Origin of the sequence: Streptomyces sp. NPDC047706 (assembly GCF_043204795.1) — a bacterium.
GTDB lineage: Bacteria > Actinomycetota > Actinomycetes > Streptomycetales > Streptomycetaceae > Streptomyces.
The window spans coordinates 24,205-42,599 of record NZ_JBIDCW010000032.1 but is presented as its reverse complement, the minus strand read 5'-3'; the positions used below and the strand labels follow the sequence as shown (position 1 = coordinate 42,599).

At 71.7% G+C, this 18,395-nt stretch carries 18 protein-coding genes; 6 read left to right on the top strand and 12 right to left on the bottom strand.

The genetic code is table 11. The features are described 5' to 3' along the window. Nucleotides 1-251: 251 nt before the first annotated feature. The 4 genes from ACGF8A_RS30090 to ACGF8A_RS30075 all read right to left on the bottom strand — a co-directional run bounded on the left by ACGF8A_RS30090 (nucleotide 252) and on the right by ACGF8A_RS30075 (nucleotide 4,519). Nucleotides 252-1,202, bottom strand: a complete 951-nt coding sequence (locus ACGF8A_RS30090) for a cytochrome c oxidase assembly protein (protein ID WP_393113372.1) — start codon at nucleotides 1,200-1,202, stop codon at nucleotides 252-254. A 114-nt stretch (nucleotides 1,203-1,316) separates the two neighbouring features. Next, a complete protein-coding gene (locus ACGF8A_RS30085; RefSeq protein ID WP_393113371.1) occupies nucleotides 1,317-2,342 on the bottom strand; it encodes a 6-phosphofructokinase in 1,026 nt (341 codons plus the stop codon). 186 nt (nucleotides 2,343-2,528) lie between these two features. After that, nucleotides 2,529-3,260, bottom strand: coding sequence for a type 1 glutamine amidotransferase (locus ACGF8A_RS30080; RefSeq protein WP_393113370.1), 732 nt, complete (start codon nucleotides 3,258-3,260; stop codon nucleotides 2,529-2,531). A 20-nt stretch (nucleotides 3,261-3,280) separates the two neighbouring features. Beyond that, nucleotides 3,281-4,519: a MurT ligase domain-containing protein gene (locus tag ACGF8A_RS30075; protein ID WP_393113369.1), complete on the bottom strand. Its 1,239-nt coding sequence runs from the start codon at nucleotides 4,517-4,519 to the stop codon at nucleotides 3,281-3,283. Nucleotides 4,520-4,675: 156 nt separating this feature from the next. On the opposite strand from ACGF8A_RS30075, the gene def reads away from it, so the two are divergent. Further along, nucleotides 4,676-5,215: a peptide deformylase gene (gene def, locus ACGF8A_RS30070; protein WP_393113368.1), complete on the top strand. Its 540-nt coding sequence runs from the start codon at nucleotides 4,676-4,678 to the stop codon at nucleotides 5,213-5,215. Nucleotides 5,216-5,274: 59 nt separating this feature from the next. Here the strand turns inward: def and ACGF8A_RS30065 are convergent, their stop codons facing one another. Continuing rightward, nucleotides 5,275-5,916, bottom strand: coding sequence for a TetR family transcriptional regulator (locus tag ACGF8A_RS30065; RefSeq protein ID WP_393113366.1), 642 nt, complete (start codon nucleotides 5,914-5,916; stop codon nucleotides 5,275-5,277). Between the two features lie 168 nt (nucleotides 5,917-6,084). Here ACGF8A_RS30065 and ACGF8A_RS30060 point away from each other — a divergent pair, with 168 nt between their 5' ends. Further along, nucleotides 6,085-7,311 carry an acyl-CoA dehydrogenase family protein gene (locus ACGF8A_RS30060; protein ID WP_393113365.1) on the top strand — a complete coding sequence of 409 codons (1,227 nt, stop codon included), beginning with the start codon at nucleotides 6,085-6,087 and terminating at the stop codon, nucleotides 7,309-7,311. Here the strand turns inward: ACGF8A_RS30060 and ACGF8A_RS30055 are convergent. The 7 genes from ACGF8A_RS30055 to ACGF8A_RS30025 form a co-directional block, all read right to left on the bottom strand. Further along, on the bottom strand, nucleotides 7,308-7,829 hold the full coding sequence (locus ACGF8A_RS30055) for a cupin domain-containing protein (protein ID WP_393113364.1): 522 nt from the start codon (nucleotides 7,827-7,829) through the stop codon (nucleotides 7,308-7,310). The two genes, ACGF8A_RS30060 and ACGF8A_RS30055, sit on opposite strands and share 4 nt — an antisense overlap. A 413-nt stretch (nucleotides 7,830-8,242) precedes the next feature. Beyond that, complete coding sequence (locus ACGF8A_RS30050) at nucleotides 8,243-9,382, bottom strand: type III polyketide synthase (protein ID WP_393113426.1); 1,140 nt, start codon at nucleotides 9,380-9,382, stop codon at nucleotides 8,243-8,245. A 106-nt stretch (nucleotides 9,383-9,488) separates the two neighbouring features. Further along, on the bottom strand, nucleotides 9,489-9,725 hold the full coding sequence (locus ACGF8A_RS30045) for a DUF6213 family protein (RefSeq protein WP_393113363.1): 237 nt from the start codon (nucleotides 9,723-9,725) through the stop codon (nucleotides 9,489-9,491). A 25-nt stretch (nucleotides 9,726-9,750) separates the two neighbouring features. Continuing rightward, nucleotides 9,751-11,136 carry an NADP-dependent succinic semialdehyde dehydrogenase gene (locus tag ACGF8A_RS30040; protein WP_393113361.1) on the bottom strand — a complete coding sequence of 462 codons (1,386 nt, stop codon included), beginning with the start codon at nucleotides 11,134-11,136 and terminating at the stop codon, nucleotides 9,751-9,753. Nucleotides 11,137-11,206: 70 nt separating this feature from the next. After that, nucleotides 11,207-11,677, bottom strand: coding sequence for an NUDIX domain-containing protein (locus tag ACGF8A_RS30035; RefSeq protein WP_393113360.1), 471 nt, complete (start codon nucleotides 11,675-11,677; stop codon nucleotides 11,207-11,209). After that, nucleotides 11,674-13,212, bottom strand: coding sequence for an ATP-dependent DNA ligase (locus ACGF8A_RS30030; RefSeq protein ID WP_393113359.1), 1,539 nt, complete (start codon nucleotides 13,210-13,212; stop codon nucleotides 11,674-11,676). Before ACGF8A_RS30030 ends, ACGF8A_RS30035 begins: the two co-directional genes overlap by 4 nt. A 29-nt stretch (nucleotides 13,213-13,241) precedes the next feature. After that, nucleotides 13,242-14,180, bottom strand: coding sequence for an NAD(P)/FAD-dependent oxidoreductase (locus ACGF8A_RS30025; protein WP_393113358.1), 939 nt, complete (start codon nucleotides 14,178-14,180; stop codon nucleotides 13,242-13,244). A gap of 77 nt (nucleotides 14,181-14,257) precedes the next feature. Here ACGF8A_RS30025 and ACGF8A_RS30020 point away from each other — a divergent pair, with 77 nt between their 5' ends. From ACGF8A_RS30020 to ACGF8A_RS30005, 4 genes are all read left to right on the top strand, one after another. Continuing rightward, on the top strand, nucleotides 14,258-14,830 hold the full coding sequence (locus tag ACGF8A_RS30020; protein WP_393113357.1) for a helix-turn-helix domain-containing protein: 573 nt from the start codon (nucleotides 14,258-14,260) through the stop codon (nucleotides 14,828-14,830). A 319-nt stretch (nucleotides 14,831-15,149) separates the two neighbouring features. Further along, nucleotides 15,150-16,121 carry an NADPH:quinone oxidoreductase family protein gene (locus ACGF8A_RS30015; RefSeq protein ID WP_393113356.1) on the top strand — a complete coding sequence of 324 codons (972 nt, stop codon included), beginning with the start codon at nucleotides 15,150-15,152 and terminating at the stop codon, nucleotides 16,119-16,121. Beyond that, nucleotides 16,118-17,299, top strand: coding sequence for an acyl-CoA dehydrogenase family protein (locus ACGF8A_RS30010; protein WP_393113355.1), 1,182 nt, complete (start codon nucleotides 16,118-16,120; stop codon nucleotides 17,297-17,299). Before ACGF8A_RS30015 ends, ACGF8A_RS30010 begins: the two co-directional genes overlap by 4 nt. After that, entirely contained in the window at nucleotides 17,296-18,369 is a 1,074-nt protein-coding gene (locus tag ACGF8A_RS30005; protein WP_393113354.1) for an acyl-CoA dehydrogenase family protein, read from the top strand. Before ACGF8A_RS30010 ends, ACGF8A_RS30005 begins: the two co-directional genes overlap by 4 nt. Nucleotides 18,370-18,395 lie beyond the last annotated feature (26 nt).

Genomic DNA, 18,395 nt, shown 5'->3' with positions numbered 1-18,395 from the left:
ACAGTTGTTCAGGCGACGGCGCGCGCTCGCCGCCACCCTTCGACGGCGCCGAGCGGCCGTGCACCGGGCCGTGCCCACCCGGCACCAGGCAGACGGCCGACGTCCGGCCGCCTCGAAACAGGCACGCCCAGGAAGGACGCCGCAACGATGTCCATCACGATGTTCGGCAGGCCCTCGTGCGCCGGCAGGCCGTGCGCGGCCACCACCGCCCGCGGATGACCGCGCGGCCCCCGCGCGCCGGGACTCGAAGGTCAGCGGGTGCGTGCGTTCAGTGAGGCCAGATAGGCGTTGTAGGCCTCGAGTTCCTTGTCGCCGTCCCGGTCGGCGGCGCGGTCCTTGCGCCGGGCCTGACGCTGTTCCGAGGCGTGCCACTGGAACAGCAGCGCGATCAGCACCAGCACGGACGGGATCTCACTGAACGCCCAGGCGATGCCGCCGGCCGCGTTCTGGTCGGCGAGCGCGTCGATACCGAGCGAGGCGGGCGGATCGGCGTAGGTGGCGACCATCGGCGTCGACGCCATCATCAGCGCGATACCGAAGAACGCGTGGAACGGCATGCCCGCGAACAGCTCCAGCATCCGCATCAGGTGGCCGGGCCGGTGCGGCCCCGGGTCCACGCCGATGATCGGCCAGAAGAACACCAGGCCGGTGGCGAGGAAGTGCACCATCATCGCGATGTGCCCCGGCTGGGAGCCCATCAGGAAGTCGAAGATCGGCGTGAAGTACAGCGCGTACAGGCTCGCGATGAACAGCGGGATCGTGAACACGGGATGCGTGACGATCCGCATGTACCGGCTGTGCAGCAGCGCCAGCAGCAGCTCCCGTGGCCCCTTGTGGCCCCGGGCGGCCGGCGGCAGCGCCCGCAGCGCGAGCGTGATCGGCGCACCGAGCAGGATCAGGATCGGCGACAGCATGCTGATCACCATGTGCTGCACCATGTGCACGCTGAACATGACCATGCCGTAGTCGTTCAGCTTGGTGCACATCATGATCCCGATGGTCAGCACACCGGCGACGAAGGACACGGTCCGCCCCACCGGCCACCCGTCCCCGCGCCGCCGCAGCCGGACGACACCCCACCCGTACAGCGCGAGCCCCAGCAGGCAGGCCACGAGAAAGAACGGCTCCGCCGACCACTGAAGCCCTCGCCCCAGCGTGAACGGCGGCAAGTCCATGGTCATGCCGTGCCCGCTGTGATCCATGCGACGGCTCCTGTTTCGTGCGGGTTGTGCTGTCTGTCCGCCCCAAGACTAGAACTGCCCCCGGCCGCGCCTTCGACCGGGGGCAGTGCCGGATGCCGACCGGCACCCGGACTGCTACAGCACGCACTCCGCCTCGGCGTACCGGTCCGACGGCACCGTCTTCAGCGTCTCCACGGCCTCCGCCAGCGGCACCATCACGATGTCCGTCCCGTTCAGCGCGGTCATCTTCCCGAACTCGCCCCGGTGCGCGGCCTGAACCGCGTGCCACCCGAACCGCGTGGCGAGCACCCGGTCGTACGCGGTCGGCGTACCACCGCGCTGCACATGCCCGAGGATGACCGGCCGCGCTTCCTTCCCGAGCCGGTTCTCCAGCTCGACGGAGAGCTGCCGCGCGACCCCCGCGAACCTCTCGTGGCCGTAGACGTCCTTGCCGCCCTCGTCGAACGCCATGGTGCCGGGCCGGGGCTTGGCGCCCTCCGCCACGACGACGATCGCGAACCGTTTGCCCGCCTCGAACCGCTCGCCGACCTTCGCGGTCAGCTCGTCGATGTCGAACGGCCGCTCCGGTACGACGATGGCGTGGGCGCCCGCAGCCATACCCGAGTGCAGCGCGATCCATCCGGTGTGCCGGCCCATGACCTCCACGATCAGCACGCGCTGGTGGGACTCGGCGGTGGTCTTGAGCCGGTCCAGCGCCTCGGTCGCGACGGTCACGGCGGTGTCGAAGCCGAACGTCACGTCGGTGACGGCGATGTCGTTGTCGATGGTCTTCGGCACGCCCACGATGGGCAGCCCGTTGTCCGACAGCAGCCGGGCCGCCTTCAGGGTGCCCTCACCGCCGATCGGGATGATGGCGTCGAGGCCGAGCTCCCGCACATGCCCCTTGGCCCGCTCCACGCCGTCCCGCAGATGTTCGGGACGGACCCGGGAGGAGCCGAGGATCGTGCCGCCGCGGGCGAGGATGCCGCCCACCGCGTCGAGGTCGAGCTTGAGGTAGTCGCACTCCAGGAGGCCCTTCCAGCCGTCCCGGAACCCGATGACCTCGTCGCCGTGGTCGACGAGGGCGCGGTGCACGACGGACCGGATGACGGCGTTCAGACCGGGGCAGTCGCCGCCGGAGGTGAGGACACCAATGCGCATAGCCCGTAATACCTTCTCGACGTGGGCCGGGTCCGGACCACGCTGTCCGGCTCGATCCCCGCCACCCTAGCGGCACAGGGGGGCGGGACCGAACCGTGCGTCCGACTGCTGGACGACCGCGCTCACCTGTGCGGACGCCCCGTCAGACGGGCTTGCCGAGCGGTGCTGCAACCGTGCGGGAGCGCCTCAGGCGGGCTGCTGCTGCGCCGCCGCGATGCGCTCGTCCCGCAGCGCCTCGTACCAGCGGTCGTCGGTCGGCGGCAGCGCGTTGACGTCGAGCGCCAGCTTCAGCAGCAGATCGGCGATCTGCGGGTTCCGGGCCAGCACAGGGCCGTGCATGTAGGTGCCGAAGACCGTGTCGTTGTACGCGCCCTCCGTGCCGTCACCCGTGCCGTTGCCGTTGCCGAACCGCACCCGCGCGAGCGGGCGGGCCGTGGGGCCGAGGTGGGTGATGCCCTGGTGGTTCTCGAAGCCGGTCAGCGGGGGCAGGCCCAGACGCTGGTCGACGTCGCCGAGCACGTCACCGACGCACCGCTCGCCCTCGCCGCGCGTCGAGACCACGTCGAGCAGGCCGAGGCCGGGCTCACGCCGGCCGAGGTCGTTGATGAACTCGTTCCCGAGGATCTGGTACCCGGCGCACACGGAGAACACGATCGCCCCGTTCTCCACGGCCCGGTGCAGACCGCCGTCCCGGCGCAGCCGCTCGGCCGCGAGCCGTTGCGGCCGGTCCTCGCCGCCGCCGATCAGGTAGATGTCGCCGGACGTCGGGATGGGCTGGTCGCTGCGCACGTCCAGCCGGGCCACGTCCAGGCCCCGCTGCCGGGCCCGGCGCTCCACGACGAGGACGTTGCCCTGGTCGCCGTACGTGCTGAGCAGGTCCGGGTAGATCCAGACGACCCGCAGTTGGTTGTCGCTCACGAAAGTCCCCTGAAGTCTTGTCAGTTGCCGACGCGGCGGCGCAGGTCCTGGAACGCGGTGTAGTTGGCGATGACCTCGATCCGGCCCGGCGGGGCCTTCTGCACCGCCTCGTCGAGGTTTTCGCAGACCTGGAAGTGCTGGTTCGCCACCTCCAGCCGCACCGCGAGGTCGAGCTTGCGGTCACCGACGACGAAGATCGGGTGGCCGGTCAGCCGCGTGTAGTCGACGTCCCAGAGCCACGAGGTGTCCGTGCCGTCGGCGGAGCGCGCGTTCACGGACAGGATCACCGGCGTGGGCGGCGGGTCGATCAGGGAGAACGTCTCCAGCCACCCTGCCGGGTTCTTGGCCAGCAGCAGCCGCAGGTCGCGCTGCATGAACTGCACCACGTCGTACCGTCCGGCCACCGCCTGCACCTGGTACATCCGCTCGAGGGCGACCTGCGGCGGCACCCCGAACACGGCGGCGACGGCGGCCGAGGAGGTGGCGTTGGCCTTGTTGGCGCGGCCCGGAAGCTGGAGGTGGATCGGCCAGGCCGAGCCGTGCGGGTCGAGAACGTGGTCCCGGGAGAGCGCCCAGCTCGGCGTGGGGCGACGGAAGCCGCACTCGCCGCAGAACCAGTCGTCGCCGGGGCGGCGCATCACACCGCCGCAGGACGGGCAGGACCAGGCGTCGTCCTTCCACATCTGCCCGGCCGCGACCCAGATCACATTGGGGGACGACGACGCCGCCCACACCACCAGCGGGTCGTCCGCGTTGGCGACGACCACGGCCTTGGTGCCGGCGAGCCCCTCGCGCCAGTTCTCCGCGAGCATCCGGGTCTCCGCGGCACGGTCGAGCTGGTCGCGGGAGAGGTTCAGCAGCGCGATGCACTTCGGGCCGGTGTCCCGGGCCACACCGGCCAGGTACTTCTCGTCGACCTCGATGACACCGAACTTGGCGTCCGAGCCGCCGGCCAGCGCCGAGGTGATCCCGGCGGGCATGTTGGCGCCGAGCGCGTTGGACACCACGGGGCCCGCCGCGCGCAGCGCCTCGGCGATCAGCCGTGTCGTGGTGGTCTTGCCGTTGGTCGCCGACACCAGGATCACGTCCAGGTTCTGGGCGAGCCGGGCCAGGAGGTCGGGATCGAGTTTGAGGGCCACCCGGCCACCGATCACCGAACCGCTGCCGCGTCCCGCTGCGCGCGATGCCGCGGCGACCGCCTTGCCCGCGGTCACGGCCAGCTTGGCCCGCGGCGAGAGCGGGTCCGAGTTGCCTGCCATCAGTTCTCGATCCTCCTTGCGTACGCGCCGCGCCGTAGCATCCGGCAACGTGGTGACGCCTCAGCCTATCGAGATCCACTCACCTGCCCGAATCGCGGCACCGTCACGATCCCCGCGCGCTGGGAGCGCGCCAGCGAGGACCGTACCCTTGCCGGCATGCGACAAGGCTCCATCCCGGGCGCTCACGGGCGTGTCCGGCCCCTCACCCTGCTCGGCGACCCCGTCCTGCACACACCCTGCACGGAAGTCACCGATTTCGGCCCCGAACTCTCCCGCCTCGTGGAGGACTTGTTCGCGACGATGTACGCCGCCCAGGGCGTCGGCCTGGCCGCGAACCAGGTCGGCGAGCCGCTGCGGGTCTTCGTCTTCGACTGCCCCGACGACGATGACGTACGGCACCTGGGGCATGTGGTCAACCCGCGTCTGGTCGTGGCGGACGGAGTGGTGATCCGGGGCCCGGAGGGCTGTCTGTCCCTGCCGGGCCTGGAGGCGGGCACGGAGCGCCACGACCACGCGGTGGTGGAGGGCGTCACGGTGACGGGCGACCCGGTCACGATCCACGGCACCGGTTTCTTCGCCCGCTGTCTGCAGCACGAGTGCGACCACCTGGACGGCACGGTGTACGCGGACCGGGTCCGGGGCTGGCGCCACGGACGGCTGATGCGGCAAGTGACCCGGGCCTCATGGCGCCGGTGACAAGGCGTCCCCGTGGGCGCGGGACCGCGCGACAGCTCCCCGCCCCCGGCACAAGGCCGTCAGAAGCCAGGCCCCCCGACCCGGTCCCCCGCGGCGGCGAGCCGGCCCCACAGCAGATCGGCCAGACACCGCACCAACTCGCTCCGCGAACAGGGCCGTTCCCCCAGCCACCAGTCCCCGGCGGCATGCATCATCCCCACGATCCCGTGTCCCCAGACCCGGGCCAGCCGCTGGCTCTCCGGCCCGAGATCCAGCCGCTCCTCGATCACCTGGGCCAGCTCCTCACCCATCCGCCGCAGCAGCGGCGCCGAGTGCTTGCCCACGTCGAAGCCCTGGTCGCCCGGCGAGCCCTCCGCCGGATGCATCAGGAAGCGGTACACCTGAGGCCGCGCCTCGATCGCCGCGAGGTAGGTGTCGAGGGTGGCCTCCACCCGCTCGCGCCGCTCCGCCGGGGCGTCCAGCGCCGCCCGCAGCGAGTCGAGCAGCGCGTCGGTGTGCCGTTTGGCCAGCGCCGCGTACAGCCCGCCCTTGTCGCCGAAGTGGCGGTAGAGGATCGGCTTCGTGATGCCCGCCTCCGCCGCGATGGCGTTCATCGACGCCTGCGGACCGTCCCGCAGCACGACGCGGTCGGCGGCCTCCAGCAGCTCGCGCCGTCGGCGGTCGGCGGACCGCTGCTGCTCGGTCCGCTGCGTGGTGTCCATGTGCTCTCCCCACCCGTGCTGAATCGGTGACGCCTGCGCAAACTAACACTCAACACCCCCAGAGCCTCGAACGGGCTGCCGAGGGGCCGCAGTGAGTTGACTTCGCCTACCCAGCGGTAACAGACTGCGTTACCGCAAGTAACATGCATGTGCGCCGCTGGAGGGGACATGGCCGAGTTCACCATGGAGCTCAACGACGAACAGAGGGAGGTCCGGGACTGGCTGCACGGCTTCGCCGCCGACGTCATCCGCCCCGCGGCCGCCGAATGGGACGAGCGTGAGGAGACTCCCTGGCCGGTCATCCAGGAGGCCGCCAAGGTCGGCATCTACTCCCTCGACTTCTACGCGCAGCAGTACTTCGACCCCACCGGCCTCGGCATCCCGATGGCCATGGAGGAGCTCTTCTGGGGAGACGCCGGCATCGCCCTGTCGATCGTCGGGACCGGCCTCGCGGCGGTGGGCGTGCTGGCCAACGGCACCGAGGAGCAGATCGGCACCTGGATCCCGCAGATGTACGGCGATGCCAACGATGTCAAGGTCGCCGCCTTCTGCTCCTCCGAGCCCGACGCCGGATCCGACGTGGCCTCCATGCGCACGCGTGCCGTGTACGACGAGGCCGGGGACGAGTGGGTCGTCAACGGTACGAAGACGTGGGCGACCAACGGCGGCATCGCCAACGTCCACGTGGTCGTCGCGGTGGTCGACCCGGAGCTCGGCTCCAAGGGCCACGCCTCCTTCATCGTCCCGCCGGACACCCCGGGACTCTCCCAGGGGCAGAAGTTCAAGAAGCACGGCATCCGCGCCTCCCACACCGCCGAGGTGATCCTCGACAACGTCCGCGTGCCCGGCTCCTGCCTGCTCGGCGGCAAGGAGAAGCTGGACGAGCGGCTGGCGCGCGCCCGTGAGCGGGCACGGGGGGGCGGGGAGCGCGTGAAGAACGCGGCGATGGCCACGTTCGAGGCGTCGCGTCCGGCCGTCGGCGCGATGGCGGTGGGCACCGCCCGGGCCGCCTACGAGGTGGCGCTGGACTACGCGACGACCCGTGAGCAGTTCGGCCGGCCGATCATCGACAACCAGGGCGTGGCGTTCCAGCTCGCGGACATGCGCACGTCCATCGACGCGGCGCGGCTGCTGGTGTGGCGGGCGTCCTGGATGGCGGTGAGCGGCAAGCCGTTCACGGCGGCCGAGGGGTCCATGTCCAAGCTGTTCGCCAGTGAGACGGCGAAGAAGGTCACCGCCCAGGCGATCCAGATACTGGGCGGCAACGGATACACCCGTGAGTACCCGGTGGAGCGGATGCACCGGGACGCCGCGATCTACACGATATTCGAGGGGACCAGTGAGATCCAGCGCCTGGTGATCGCGCGGACGGTCTCGGGGATGCCCATCCGCTAACGGTGCCTGAGCGGCGTCAGCTGCTCGATGTCGTACCTCGCCCGGAGTGCCTCGATCGCCGCGTGGTCCGGCGGGCCCCCGTCGCGCAGGATCTCCAGCAGTTCCTCGAAGTACCGCTCGTGGTCCGGTGGCGGGGACGCCTGGAAGAACATCTTGGCCGGGCTCTCCGTCGGGTTCGCGAACGCGTGCGGGCAGCCGGGTGGCACGACGATGACCGTGCCCGGGGTCGCCCGGACCACCCGGTTGCCCGAACCGGACTCCCACTTCTGCCAGTTGTCGGGGGTCCGGACATGCGGCTCGAAGGCGAGCACGTCCAGCTCGCCCTCCAGGACGTAGAACAGCTCCTCGCTGCGGGTGTGCACATGGGCGCCGACGTCGAACCCGGGAGGGACGATCACCTCGAAGGTGGACGCCATCCGCGAGTGCGTGCCGGTCACCTTGAACGTGACGTGCTGGGCCGGTGTCTCGACGATCCGGCCGTCGCCCGGCGGTACCACCAGTCCCTCGGTAGCGGTCACGATGTGCTCACCTCACCAGGTCACGGGCAGGGCCTCGGGCCCGCGGATCAACGTGCCCTTCCTGAAGGGCACTTCCTCGGGCGGTACCGCCGGCCGCGGGCCCGGCAGCCGGCCGGGAAGGGGCGCCGGCCCGGCCGCCCACGCAGTAGTACGGCCCGAAGCCGGACGCCGGCCGGGGGACCGGCCGGTCCATGACCGCCTCGCGGCTGCACCGGGGTGGTCGGTCACGCTCCGCACTTTGTCGTGGCGGGTCACCAGCCAGGCCCGGTGCTCGCCGTAGGGCTGCCGCACCCGGGTGACCGGCCCCTCGTCCGTCAGTGCCCCCAGCCTGGGGTCGAAGTCCACTCCGGACGGATCCGGCGCAGGTCACTGCCGGACGGGGCGCGGCCCCGGTGAGCGGCTCCCGGCTCATGTCACGCCGGCTCGTCGATCTGCCAGCGCCCCACGGACATCTCCGCGGTGATGCCGGGCCCGAACCCGGCCAGCAGCCCGCGCGCCCGGTGCTCCGCGCCGCCCTCGTCGAACAGCCTGCGCAGCGCGTCCAGGACGACGGCGCTGGCGATGTTGCCGTACTCGGTGAGGGTGGCCCGGCTGAACCGGAAGGCGTGCGGCTCGACCTGGAGGAACTTGCTCAGGTCGTCCAGGATGCGGGGACCGCCGGCGTGGATGATGTAGAAGTCCAGGTCGGAGGCGTCCCAGCCGTGTGCGCCCGCCAGTTCGTGCAGGGCCGGGGCGAGTGGCTCCATGGTGCCGGGCACCCGCTTGTCCAGCAGGAAGTGGAAGCCGGTGGCCCGCACGTCGTACGAGATCCAGTCCTCGGTCTTGGGGATCAGGTACGACCCGTTGCGTTCCAGCTTCACACCGGTGCCGCCGCGGCCGCGGACCACGGCGGCGGCCACGCCGTCGCCGAACAGGCCGTTGGACAGCAGCGATCCGATGCCGATGTCGGTGGGCTGGTAGCACAGCGAGCAGAACTCGCACGCCACGATCAGCACGTTGCACTCCGGGTAGGCCATACAGAAGTCGTGGGCCCGGTTGATCGCCGCGCCGCCGGCCGCACAGCCCAGCTGGGCTATGGGTATCTGGCGGGTGGTGCTGGAGAAGTCCATCTCGTTGATCAGCCAGGCCGTGAGCGAGGGCATCATGAAGCCCGTGCACGACACATAGATGATCACGTCGATGTCGCTGGTGAGGAGTTCCGCGTCGTCGAGGGCCCGCTGCACGACCGCCGGGACCCGGGCCTTGGCCTCGGACTCGTAGATCTTGTTGCGCGCCTCGAAGCCGGGGTGCTTGAGGGTTTCCTCGATCGGCTGCACGATGTGCCGGGTGCGCACGCCGGTGTTCTCGATCAGCCGGAGGGCCAGCGGAAGTTGGGGATGGTCCGCGTGGCGGGAGCGTGCCAGCTCCAGCGTCTCTTCCATCGTGATCACGTGTTCTGGAACGGACACCGAGGGTCTGCACAAAGTCGCCATGAACCGTGCCTGCTTTCGCCGTCCGGAAGCTCTTGAGCCCCGGTCAGAAGGGGGTTCACCTCCGAGAAGGTGTAAACCCACGATCACCCGGGAGCGCCACGATCTCTCGCCGGATTACTCCGTACAGGCGATGACGGATTTCGGTCCCGGACCCCCGCGGGCCCACGAAAGGCGCAGGAAAACGGTGCTACGACCCGGCTCCGCTGCTGTGCGCGATACAGGCCACGTCGATCCGGTCGGCCAGCTTGGCCAGCTCGATGGTCAGCGTCGCCACGGTGTCCTCGTCCAGACCCTCCTGCCCGGCCTCGACGAGACGCAGCCACCTGCCGCCCACCGTGCGGAGCAGCTTGCTCACGTCGGACGCGGCCACCTGCAAGGTACCGCGGTCGTCGACGATCAGAGGCAGGGTCACTTCGCGGTTCACAAAGGGGATCGTAGCCCTGTAACCCTCACGCTCCGTGCCATACGGTCGTGATGTTGCAGAACTCGCGGATTCCGTGCCCGGACAGCTCACGCCCGTACCCGGACCGCTTCACACCCCCGAACGGGAACGCCGGGTGGGAGGCGGTCATCCCGTTGACGTAGACACCGCCCGCCTCCAGGTCCCGGACGAAGCGGTCGACATCGGCCTCCTCGCGCGTCCAGACGTTGGAACTCAGGCCGAACGGCGAGTCGTTGGCGATCAGCACCGCCTCGTCCAGGTCGCCCGCCCGGTACAGCGTGGCGACCGGCCCGAACGCCTCCTCGCGGTGGATGCGCATCTCGCGGGTGATGTCGGCGAGGATCGTCGGCGGGTAGTACCAGCCGTCGCCCTCGGGCCGCTCACCGCCGCACAGCACCGTCGCACCGCTGCGCCTGGCGTCGTCCACCAGCTCCTCCAGATCGGCCCTGCCCTGCTCGCTGGCCAGTGGGCCGACCTCCGTCTCCTCCGCCATCGGGTCGCCGACCTTCAGCGCCTTCATGCCCTCGGTGAAGCGCTCCGCGAAGGCGTCGTAGACGTCCGTGTGCACGATGAACCGTTTGGCGGCGATGCACGACTGCCCGTTGTTCTGCACCCGGGCCGTCACCGCGACCTGGGCAGCCCGGTCGATGTCGGCCGACGGCATCACGAGGAACGGGTCGCTGCCGCCCAGCTCCAGCACCGTCTTCTTGATCATTTCCCCGGAGGTGGAGGCCACCGCCCGGCCCGCGGGCTCGCTGCCGGTCAGGGTCGCCGCCCGGACCCGCTCGTCGCGCAGGATCTCGTCGACCGTGGCGGAGCCGATGAGCAGGGTCTGGAAGCAGCCCTCGCTGAAGCCCGCCCGGTGGAACAGGTCCTCCAGGTAGAGGGCCGTCTGGGGCACGTTCGAGGCGTGCTTGAGCAGACCGACGTTGCCCGCCATCAGCGCGGGCGCCGCGAAGCGGATCACCTGCCACAGCGGGAAGTTCCACGGCATCACCGCGAGGACCGGCCCGAGCGGCCGGTAGCGGACCCGGACCCGGGAGGCGCCGGAGTCCTCGACGTCGGACCGGGCGGGTTCCTCGTCGGCGAGCAGGCGCTCGGCGTTCGCGGCGTACCAGCGCATCGCCTTGGCGCACTTCGCGGCCTCGGCGCGGGCCTGCCTGACCGGCTTGCCCATCTCGGTGGTCAGGACGCGGGCGATGTCCTGCTGGTCCTCCTCCAGCAGATCCGCCGCCCGGTTCAGCAGCCGCGCGCGGTCGGCGAAGCCGCTCTCCCGGTAGGTGCGGAACGTGGCCTCGGCGAGCTGGATCCGGCGCTCGATCTCCTCGGCGCCCATGGCCTCGTACGTCTTGATCGTCTCGCCGTTCGCCGGATTCACCGTCGCAATGGGCATGGCTGACCTCCTGGGGAGCGACTGTGCTTCGACCTTCCCGCGCGGCGGTGGGCGCCGCAACGCGTGCGGGTCATCCTCGCGACGAGTGCTCCGCCAGCCGGTCCAGAAACGCGGACTGCGCCTTGACGATCACCTCGCGGGCCCGGTCCAGGCCGAACCACGCGACCCGGTCGAGCTCGGGGAACTCCTGGGTGTGTCCCGACTTCGGCGGCCACTCCATCGTGAAGGTGCCGGGGTCGACGGAACCGGGATCGAGGTCGGCCTCCACCGCCCAGGCAGCGACGGTCTTGCCGTTGGTCTGCCGGACCTCCCCGAGGGGCACCGCCTCGCCGTCCGGCGGCGGCAGCCCGAGCTCCTCCTGGAACTCCCGGCGGGCCGCGTCCCAGGCGGGCTCCTCGGGGTCGTACTCGCCCTTCGGTACGGTCCAGGCCCCCGCGTCCCGCCGGGACCAGTACGGCCCGCCCATGTGGCCGAGCAGCACTTCCAGGCCGTCGTCGGTGAGCCGGAACAGCAGCAGGCCCGCGCTGTGCCGTGACCTCACGGCCGGACCTCCGGGTGCGTGGCCAGCACCGTCTCCACGGTGTCGGCGTCCTCCGGCCGCTTGTCCTCGCGGTAGCGGAGCACACGCGCGAAGCGGAGGGTGACGCCGGCCGGGTAGCGGGTGGAACGCTGCAGGCCGTCGTAGGCGATCTCGACGACGAGTTCGGGCCGTACGGTCACCACATGGCCCCCGGAGCCGACGGCCAGCTCCTGGAGCCGCTCGGTCTGCCAGGCCAGCATGGCGTCGGTCATGCCCTTGAACGTCTTGCCGAGCATCGCGAAGCCGCCGTCGCCCGTGCGGGCACCCAGATGCAGGTTGGAGAGCTTGCCGGTGCGGCGGCCGTGGCCCCACTCGGCGGCCAGGACCACCAGGTCGAGGGTGTGCACGGGTTTGACCTTCAGCCAGGACGCACCGCGCCGCCCCGCGCTGTAGGGCGCGTCCAGTGCCTTGATCACGACGCCCTCGTGACCGCGCCGCAGGGTCTCGGCGAGGAATGCCTCGGCGCCGGGCACGTCGTCGGGGCCCGACACCACGGTGCGCCGCACCCGCATCGGCTCGGGGACCAGCCGGGCCAGCTCCGCGTGCCGCTCGGTGAACGGCAGGTCCAGCAGATCGCGGCCGTCCACGGACAGCGCGTCGAAGAAGACGGGGGAGACCGGGACCGCCCGGGCTGCCGTGGCCACGTCCACCCGCGAACCGACCCGGCCGGACGTCTCCTGGAACGAGCGCGGCCGGCCCTCCTCGTCGAAGGCGATCACCTCGCCGTCCAGCACGAACCGCTCCCCGCGCAGCTCCCGCGCGGCGGAGGTCAGCTCGGGCAGCCGGTCGGTGATGTCGTCGAGGGTGCGGGTGTAGAGGCGTACGTCGCCGCCGTCGCGGTGGACCTGGACCCGGATGCCGTCCAGTTTCTCCTCGACGGCGCAGGCGCCGAGCTTGCCGATCGCCTCGGTCACCGAGGACGCGGTGTGCGCGAGCATCGGCAGGACCGGGCGGCCCACGGTGAGGCGGAAACGGTCCAGGACCTCGGGCCCGTCGGCGAGCAGTGCCTGGGCGACGTCCTGCAGCGACCCGGCCAGCATCACCGCCCGCCGCACGTCCGTGGCCGGCGCCCCGGTCGCCAGCGCCAGGCCCTCGACCGCGACCGCCTCCAGCGCGCCCTGGCGGACCTCGCCGGTGAGCAGGCCGGTCAGGAAGCGCTGCTCGTCCTCGGTGGCGGCGCCCATCAGCTCGCCGACCAGGCGGGCCCGCTCCGCCTGCGAGCCGGTGCCGGTGACCTCGCCGAGCGCGGTGAGGCGGGCGTCCACCTCGCGCACGGTCAGGCTCGGGGCGGAGGCCGGCTCCACCCGGCGGCCGAGCACCTTCCAGCCGATGCCGAGCCGGCCCTGCGGCAGCCGGCCCGCGAGGTAGGGGATGACCACCGGCACGTCGTCCGGCTCCGCCTCCCGGAACAACTCGGCGAGCAGGGCGATCTTGCGGGACCGCGCCGAGGTGACGGCGACCTCCCGGGACACGTCGGCGAGCCGGGTCAGCAGCATGCAGTCATGGTGCACCGGGGACGGGGGGCCTACACCTGGACGGCCGCGTCGAGGTCGGACATCAGCAGCTCCCCGTTGATGGTGGCGCCCGCGCGGTACCCGCCGCTCGCCGCGTTCACGACCTGCTCGGCGAAGCCGGTGGCGTTGCCCGCGGCCCACACGCCCGGCACCGTCGTCTGTCCGGTCGCGTCCACCACGGCGTACGCGCCGAACGGGGTCTCGCTCAGCTCGGCGCCCAGCCGCTGCAGCAGGCCGGTCTGCGGAACGGCCCGGGGCGCGGTGAACACCACCTCCCGGTCGTGGACCGTGCCGTCCGCCAGCCGCACCCCGGTGAGCCGGTCGTCGACGACGACCAGCTCCTCGACCTCACCGGGCACCACCTCGACCCCGGCCGCGGCCAGCCGGCGCAGGTCGTCGCCGGAGAGGTCCTCCTCGGTGAGCCGGTGCAGGAAGAACGTCACGTCCTTCGACCACTGGGTGACGATCAGCGCCTGGTGCACGCTCTGCATACCGGTGGCGAGGACACCGAACGCCTGGTCGCGGACCTCCCAGCCATGGCAGTACGGGCAGTGCAGCACGTCCCGGCCGAACCGCTCTGCGACGCCGGGCACGGCCGGCAGTTCGTCCGTGAGGCCGGTGGTGACGACCAGGCGCCGGGCGCGCACCGTCCGGCCGCCGGCCAGTTCCACCGCGAAGTCCTCGCCCCGGGTGACGTCCACCGCCCGGTCCCGGACCAGCTCCACGCCGTACCGCCCGATCTCCTCCCTGCCGGTCGCGAGGAACTCGGCGGGCGACATGCCGTCCCGCGACAGATAGCCCTGCATGTGCGCGGCGGGCGCGTTGCGTGGTTCGCCCGCGTCGACGACGAGGGTGCGGCGCCTGGCCCTGCCCAGGACGAGCGCGGCGGACAGGCCCGCCGCGCCGCCGCCGACGACGACCACTTCGTAGGACCCGGTTGTTCCGGTCATGGTGACCACCTCCACGGAGACAGTCGCGCGGACGCTGCGGGATTGACAAATGTGTTTGCCGAATCTGCAATGGCGGCATGACGACCGACGATGTCCTGGCAGGGGTGGGGCCGCGGCTGCGGCGGATCCGCAAGGAGCGGGAGGTGACGCTGTCCGGGCTGTCGGAGGTGACCGGCATCTCGGTGAGCACGCTCTCCCGGCTGGAGTCCGGCCTGCGCAAGCCCAGTCTGGAGCTGCTGCTGCCGATCGCGCAGGCCCATCAGGTGCCGCTGGACGAACTGGTCGGCGCGCCCGCCGTCGGCGATCCACGGGTGCGGGCCCAGCCGATCGAGAGATACGGGCGCGTCCACTGGCCGCTCACCCGCCAGCCGGGCGGGCTCCAGGCGTTCAAGGTGCTGGAGCCGCAGCGCAGTCTCGAACCGGAGCCGCGGACCCACGAGGGGTACGAGTGGCTGTATGTGCTCTCTGGGCGGCTGCGGCTGGTGCTGGGCGAGCACGACGTGGTGCTCACGGCGGGGGAGGCGGCCGAGTTCGACACCCGGGTGCCGCACTGGTTCGGGTCGACGGGGGAGGGGCCGGTGGAGTTCCTGAGCCTGTTCGGGCCGCAGGGGGAGCGGATGCACGTGCGGGCACGGCCGCGACAGGCGTGACGCGACGGTCGGTCCCCGGTGCGGCCGGGCGGGTGTGACGCCGCAGGCCGTCCGAGCCCGTCCTGCTGGGGAGGGGTGACGCCGGCGGCGGTTTCTCCCGTGCTGCCGGGGAGGTGCGTCGGATGTCGGTCGGATGTCGGTTCCCGTGCTGTCGGGCAGGTGTGACGCCGGTCCCGTGCTGCCGGGCAGGTGACGTCGGACGCCGGTTCCCGTGCTGCCGGGCCGGGCGTGACCTGCCCGACTGTTCCCAGCGTGGCAAGCGACCGCTTAGTATGCGATGGACCCGGTCAGACGACGCAATCCCCCGTGGAGGCCCCGCATGCAGGCATGGCAGGTGCACGAGAACGGCGAGCCGAGCGAGGTGATGCGCCTCGGTGACGTCCCGGCGCCCACTCCAGGCGACGGTCAGGTGCTGCTGAAGGTGCGCGCCGCGAACATCAACTTCCCCGATGCCCTCCTGTGCCGGGGGCAGTACCAGGTCCGGCCCCCGCTGCCCTTCACGCCCGGCGTGGAGATCTGCGGCGAGACCGAGGACGGCCGCCGCGTGATCGCCAACCCCGCGCTGCCCCACGGCGGCTTCGCCGAGTACGCCGTCGCCGACGCCGCCGCCCTGCTGCCCGCGCCCGGCGCCCTGGACGACGCGGAGGCCGCCGCCCTGCACATCGGCTACCAGACCGGCTGGTTCGGCCTGCACCGGCGGGCCCGGCTGGAGGCCGGCGAGACCCTGCTCGTCCACGCCGCCGCCGGCGGGGTCGGCAGCGCGGCCGTCCAGCTCGGCAAGGCGGCCGGAGCGACGGTCGTCGGCGTCGTCGGCGGCGCCGGGAAGGCCGCAGTCGCCCGTGAGCTGGGCTGCGACATCGTGATCGACCGGCGTGCCGACGACGTCGTCGCGGCCGTGAAGGAGGCCACCGGCGGCCGGGGCGCCGACGTGATCTACGACCCCGTGGGCGGCGACGCGTACACCCAGTCCGCCAAGACGGTCGCCTTCGAGGGCCGGATCGTTGTCGTGGGCTTCGCGAGCGGCACGATCCCGAGCCCCGCGCTCAACCACGCCCTCGTGAAGAACTACTCGGTCCTCGGACTGCACTGGGGCCTGTACAACACCAAGAACCCGAAGCTGGTCCAGCACTGCCACGAGCAGCTCACCGAACTGGCCGCCCGGGGCGCGATCAAGCCCCTGGTGAGCGAGCGGGTGAAGCTGGGCGCAGCCGCGGCCGCCGTACAGCGGGTCGCCGACGGGGTCACCACCGGCCGGGTCGCCGTCGTCCTGGAGAACGGATCCACCACATGACCGACGCCGCCGAACTGCGCCGACGAACCCGGGAGTTGCTGGACGAGCACCCACCCGCGGCCACGGACCGCGCCGGCTTCCTGGGGGCCCGCTTCGACGCCGGGCTCGCCTGGGTGCACTACCCCGAGGGCCTCGGCGGACTCGGTGCCCCACGCGCGCTCCAGGCCGTCGTGGACGCCGAGCTGGAGGCCGCGGGCGCGCCGGACAACGACCCGCGGCGGATCGGCATCGGCCTGGGCATGGCCGCGCCCACGATTCTCCAGTACGGCACCCACGAGCAGAAGCAGCGGTACCTGCGGCCGCTGTGGCTGGGGGAGGAGGTCTGGTGCCAGCTGTTCAGCGAGCCCGGCGCCGGGTCCGACCTCGCCGCGCTCGGCACCCGGGCGGTGCGTGAGGGCGACGCCTGGATCGTCAACGGGCAGAAGGTGTGGACGTCCAGCGCGCACGCCGCTCGCTGGGCCATCCTCATCGCCCGCACCGACCCGGACGTGCCCAAGCACCAGGGCATCACGTACTTCATCTGCGACATGACCGACCCCGGTGTCGAAGTGCGGCCGCTGCGCCAGATCACCGGCGAGGCCGAGTTCAACGAGGTGTTCCTGACCGATGTCCGGATCCCGGACGCGCGCCGCCTCGGTGGGATCGGCGACGGCTGGCGCGTCGCGCAGACCACCCTCATGAACGAGCGCGTCTCCATCGGCGGCATGCGGCTGCCCCGTGAGGGCGGCATGATCGGCCCGGTCTCCAGGACCTGGCGCGAGCGCCCGGAACTGCGCACCCACGATCTCCACCAGCGGCTCCTCACCCTCTGGACGGAGGCGGAGGTCGCCCGGCTCACCGGCGAACGGCTGCGGCAGCAGCTCGTCGCGGGACAGCCCGGCCCCGAGGGCTCCGGCATGAAGCTCGCCTTCGCCCGCCTCAACCAGGAGATCAGCGGCCTGGAGGTCGAACTCCTCGGCGCCGAGGGGCTGCTGTACGACGACTGGACCATGCGCCGTCCCGAGCTGGTGGACTTCACCGGCCGCGACGCCGGCTACCGCTATCTCCGCTCCAAGGGCAACAGCATCGAGGGCGGGACCAGCGAGGTCCTGCTGAACATCGTCGCCGAACGTGTCCTCGGACTGCCCGCCGAGCCCCGTACCGACAAGGACGTCGCCTGGAAGGACCTCGCCCGATGACCGATCTTCTCTACTCCGAGGAGGAAGAGGCCCTGCGGTCGGCGGTGCGGGATCTGCTCGCCGACCGCCTCGACCCGGCCGGGGTGATCGCGCGCACCGAGTCGGACACCCCGCACGACGTCCCGCTGTGGAAGACGCTCACCGACAAAATGGGTCTCGCGGGTCTGCTGATCCCGCAGGAGCTGGACGGCCAGGGCGCCTCGCACCGGGAGGTCGCCGTCGTCCTGGAGGAACTCGGGCGGGCGGTCGCGCCCGTGCCGTATCTGACGAGCGCGGTCGTCGCGACGGAGGCGCTGCTGGAGTGCGGGGCCGACGACCTGCTCGCGCAGCTGGCGTCCGCGACACGGGTCGGCGCGCTCGCCGTCGCCCTGCACACCGCTCCCGGCGTCGCCTTCGCCACCGTACGGTTCGAAGGCGGCACACTGCACGGTGAGTTGACAGGCATCGCCGACGCCACGGGCGCCGATCTGCTGCTGGTGCCCGCGGACGACGGCGGTCTGTACGCGGTCGACGCCTCGGCCGCCACCGTCACCGCGCAGATCTCCCTCGACCTCACCCGGCCCCTCGCGGCCGTCGCGCTGAACGGTGTCGCGGGCCGTCGCCTCGGCGACGCCGAGCCGGCCGTCCGCCGCGCCCTGCGGACCGGCGCCGGACTGCTCGCCTCCGAACAACTCGGGCTCGCCGACTGGGCGCTGACGGAGACCGTCCGCTACCTGAAGGAGCGCAAGCAGTTCAACCGGCCCGTCGGCGGGTTCCAGGCGCTCAAGCACCGGCTCGCCCAGCGTTGGCTGGAGGTCGTCCATCTGCGAGCCGCGGCACGAGCCGCGGCGGACGCGCTGGCGACAGGGGAGGACGTCGACGTGTCCGTGGCGGTGGCCCAGTCGTACGCGGCGCCCGTGGCCGTGCGCGCCGCCGAGGAGGCGCTGCAACTGCACGGCGGTATCGGCATGACCTGGGAGCACCCGGCACACCTGTATCTGAAGCGGGCCAAGGCGGACTCCCTGGCGTACGGTACCGCGGGCGCCCACCGGGCGGCGCTGGCGGAGCTGGTGGACCTTCAAGCCCCCTGAGACACAGCGGGAAAGAGCCGCCGAAG